This window comes from Nevskia soli, from assembly GCF_903970205.1.
Taxonomy (GTDB): Bacteria; Acidobacteriota; Terriglobia; order Bryobacterales; family Bryobacteraceae; genus Bog-113.
In genome coordinates, this window is sequence record NZ_CAJCHS010000393.1 from 1 (window position 1) to 3,584 (window position 3,584).

General features: G+C 58.8%; 4 protein-coding genes and 1 pseudogene. 3 read left to right on the top strand and 2 right to left on the bottom strand.

Annotation, left to right across the window (positions count from 1 at the left end):
* The coding region (locus H1Y01_RS17110; RefSeq protein ID WP_180541720.1) for an ABC transporter permease at positions 1-863 on the bottom strand (863 nt) is incomplete at its 3' end.
* Positions 864-906: 43 nt separating this feature from the next.
* Between H1Y01_RS17110 and tadA the strand changes: the two genes are divergently transcribed.
* From tadA to H1Y01_RS17125, 3 genes are read left to right on the top strand one after another with little or no spacing between them, the layout of a single operon-like run.
* Positions 907-1,377: a tRNA adenosine(34) deaminase TadA gene (tadA, locus tag H1Y01_RS17115; protein WP_180541721.1), complete on the top strand. Its 471-nt coding sequence runs from the start codon at positions 907-909 to the stop codon at positions 1,375-1,377.
* The gene (locus tag H1Y01_RS17120; RefSeq protein WP_180541722.1) at positions 1,365-2,363 is read left to right on the top strand and encodes an ABC transporter ATP-binding protein; all 999 of its coding nucleotides are present in this window, start codon (positions 1,365-1,367) and stop codon (positions 2,361-2,363) included. The genes tadA and H1Y01_RS17120 overlap by 13 nt, the downstream gene beginning before the upstream one ends.
* Before the next feature lie 32 nt (positions 2,364-2,395).
* Positions 2,396-3,376, top strand: a complete 981-nt coding sequence (locus H1Y01_RS17125) for an NAD(P)-dependent alcohol dehydrogenase (RefSeq protein WP_180541723.1) — start codon at positions 2,396-2,398, stop codon at positions 3,374-3,376.
* Here H1Y01_RS17125 and H1Y01_RS19625 read toward each other — a convergent pair.
* Positions 3,366-3,584: pseudogene (locus tag H1Y01_RS19625) on the bottom strand (hypothetical protein); the annotation flags it as partial. The gene H1Y01_RS17125 and the pseudogene H1Y01_RS19625 sit on opposite strands and share 11 nt — an antisense overlap.

The window sequence follows — 3,584 nt, forward strand, 5'->3', positions numbered from 1 at the left end:
CCGATCTCGCGAATACGCTCTCGCACGGACATCGCGATGGTGTTCGCGCAAACCAGCATAATCGTAAACGTTACCGCCGTACCCACGATCATCAGAAACGCTTTTATGTTGCCCAGCATCGACATGAAGCTAAGTGCGAAAGCACTCTCGGTTTCCGTCTTCGTTTGCTGGGGCGAGTTAGCGAACATCGCATCCACAGCCTTCTCGATTCGCGGTACGTCGTCCGCCGTGTTAGCTAGAACATAGAAAATGCCGACGTTCCCTTTGCGCGCCTCCGACATTCCTTCTTCCACGTAAGCTTTGTCAAAGTACAGCACGTCGTTATCGATCGGAGCGTCGTAGATGCCCACAACATGTAAGTCGAGATCGCCGGGATAAATATCGCCACTGAGCATGATGCGGTCGCCGAGCTTCAGCTTCAATTTATCCGCGAGTTCCTTCCCGATGACGCAACCGCGCCGGTCATGCTGGAACGCCTTCTTCTCTTCGTCGCTGATCTTCATTTCCGGCCGCACGGTGAACAGACGGTCGGGTTCGGTGGCGAACCGCGCGAATTGGTGCTCCGGCTTGTCATCGATATAGGTGCCCCCGTACCAGTTCGCGATCAGGACTTCATGAACTCCGGGGATCGTCTTGATCTTCTCCCGGTAATATTGCGGCATGGTTACAGCCAGCGATACGCGGTTGCGCGTTACCAGCCGCAGCGCTTGCGACGGCGCTTCGGGCGTCAGATAGAGCGCCTGATAAACAGCCATGAGCACGCCTAGCAGACACAATGAAATCGCGATACTAGCGATCGTGAGCGAGGTCCGGCGGCGGTTGCGCCACGAATTCTTCAGAATCAGGGGCAGATTTCTAAACACGGTTCACCTATTCTAGACCAATCGGGGCTATTTCGAATACGCAATGCAGCGGGCAGAAGTTCAGGAATTTGACGAAAGGTTCATGGCGGAAGCGGTTGTTTTGGCGCGCGCGGCGGAAAGCGCCGGGGAGGTCCCGGTTGGCGCTGTCCTGGTGGACGCGGCGCAGCGGATCATCGGGCGCGGCTCCAATGCGGTGATCGCCCGAAACGACCCGACGGCCCACGCCGAAGTGTTGGCGCTTCGCGAGGGCGCGCGCAGTCTTGCGAACTATCGGCTTGAGAATACAACCGTATACGTGACCCTTGAGCCTTGCGTGATGTGCGCCGGAGCTCTGGTTCAGGCGCGCGTGGGGCGTCTCGTCTTCGGCGCGCGCGATCTCCGCTTTGGCGGCGTGCGCAGTAAGTTCGCCATCGCCGATTCCGATCTCCTCAATCACCGGATGTCGATCACGGAAGGCGTCCGCGCCGTCGAATGCGCCGAGATGCTGAAGTCTTTCTTCGAATGCCGCCGCTAACCGGAACGGTCCAGCTTCGCGGCGTGTCGAAGCATTTCGGGTCGGCCAAAGCCGTCGACGATGTATCGCTCCGGCTTGATCCCGGTCTCTTCTACTCCCTACTGGGACCCTCCGGATGCGGGAAGACGACGACTCTTCGTCTGATCGCCGGGTTCGAACAACCTACCGCGGGCGACATCTTACTCAACGGCGAGCGAGTGAATGAGCGGCCGCCTTACCAGCGCGATGTAAGTACCGTGTTCCAGAGTTATGCATTGTTTCCACATCTGACCGTTGAGCGCAATGTGGCCTTCGGTCTCGAACAGCAGCGCAAATCGAATATAGAGCCGTTAGTTAATGAGGCACTGGAGATGGTTCAGCTTTCGGACAAGCGCAAGCGGTATCCCGCGCAGCTTTCGGGCGGCGAGAAGCAGCGGGTGGCGCTGGCTCGTTCGCTCGTGCTGAAACCTTCGGTGCTGCTGCTCGATGAACCTTTGTCTGCGCTGGATGTGCAACTGCGGCGCCTGATGCGCGCCGGTCTTCGAGAGTTGCAACAGCGCACGGGTATCACGTTTCTGCTGGTGACTCACGACCAGGAGGAAGCGCTCGCGCTTTCGGATCAGATCGTGATCTTGAACCAGGGCCGGATCGAGCAGCAAGGCGCGCCGCATGACGTCTATCGCAAACCCGCGACGCGCTTTGCGGCTGACTTTCTTGGAGCTATGAACTGGATCGGCGACATCGGCATACGGCCCGAGTTCCTGCGAGTTAGCACCAATGGTGAGGGCCGCCGTGCCCGCGTAACCGGCTCGGCGTTTCTAGGTAATCTGGTCCAGCTTCACTTACTACTTGAAACGGGCGAGAACATTATGGCGGAGATTCTCGGCGCGGCACCGGAGGGGCAACTTAACCCATCTGACGAAGTCCGCGTTGGTTGGTCTACGCAGGATGAGATTCGGGTTCCCGCGCCGGCAGCCCGGAAACCAGACCCCGTGGAACTTCGCTGAGCCAATCCACGTACTAGCTATCCGAGCTACCGATGAAAGCCCTTATCTACCGTGCCTATGGCTCACCTGATGTCCTTGTCTTAGACGATGTCGAGAAGCCGGTTCCCTCACCTAACGATGTACTAATTAAGGTCCGTGCCGCTTCGGTCAATCCCTATGACTGGCACTTCATGCGAGGACTGCCTTATGCCGTCCGTCTAATTGCCGGGCTGCGCAAGCCGAAAGTCACGCGATTAGGGGCCGATGTAGCCGGTGAGGTGCAAGCCGTTGGCGGGAACGTAACGCAGTTGAAGCCCGGCGATGCGGTGTTCGGCTTTCTCTCCGGCGCCGCACAGGGCGCTTTCGCCGAGTACGCTTGTGCTCCCGATTCTGCATTCGCGAGGAAGCCGGATCGTGTAACCTTCGAACAGGCGGCCGCCGTACCGATCGCCGGGCTTACCGCATTGCAGGGGCTGCGCAACAAAGGGCGCATCCAAGCGGGACAGAAGGTGCTGATAAACGGCGCGTCCGGCGGCGTGGGCACGTTCGCTGTTCAGATCGCGAAGGCCCTCGGCGCACAGGTGACGGCCGTGTGCAGCACTAGAAATGTCGAGATGGTCCGCTCGATCGGCGCGGATTGCGTCATCGACTATACCCGCGACGATTTCACCAAAAGCGCAGACCGCTACGACGTGGTTTTGGATGCTGTCGGGAATCACTCACTTACCGCGCTTCGGCGGATTTTAAGTCCCCACGGGATACTGGTGGGTGTTGGAGGAACGACCGACCCGTGGATGACCGGTGCTTTGTCGCGCGCCCTACAAGCGCTTGTGCTTTCTCAATTCGGTAGCCGCAAGTTGGTAGGGATCTTAGCCAAAGGGAATAATCAGGATCTGATCACGATAGGAAGGTGGATGGAGTCTGGCACCGTCACTCCCGTAATCGACCGGCGCTATCAGCTAAGTGCGGTCCCGGATGCGATCCGATATGTGGAGGAAGGGCACGCTCGAGGAAAAGTCCTCATTAGCTTCTAATTACCTGGATGTGCGCGTTTCCGATGCCATCCATGTATTTCGGTTGCGGTAGGTTGGCCAAGTCGATGCGGGAATCGGCCGGGGCGGGGCGTGTTGGTGTTGGGCAGCCGCCGGCCAGGGGATAAGCGGCAGAGTAAGCGCGCGAAGACTCACGCTTACGGTAACTCGGCGACCGCGCGGAGGGTTTCCGTGGACTACGGCTTAAGTT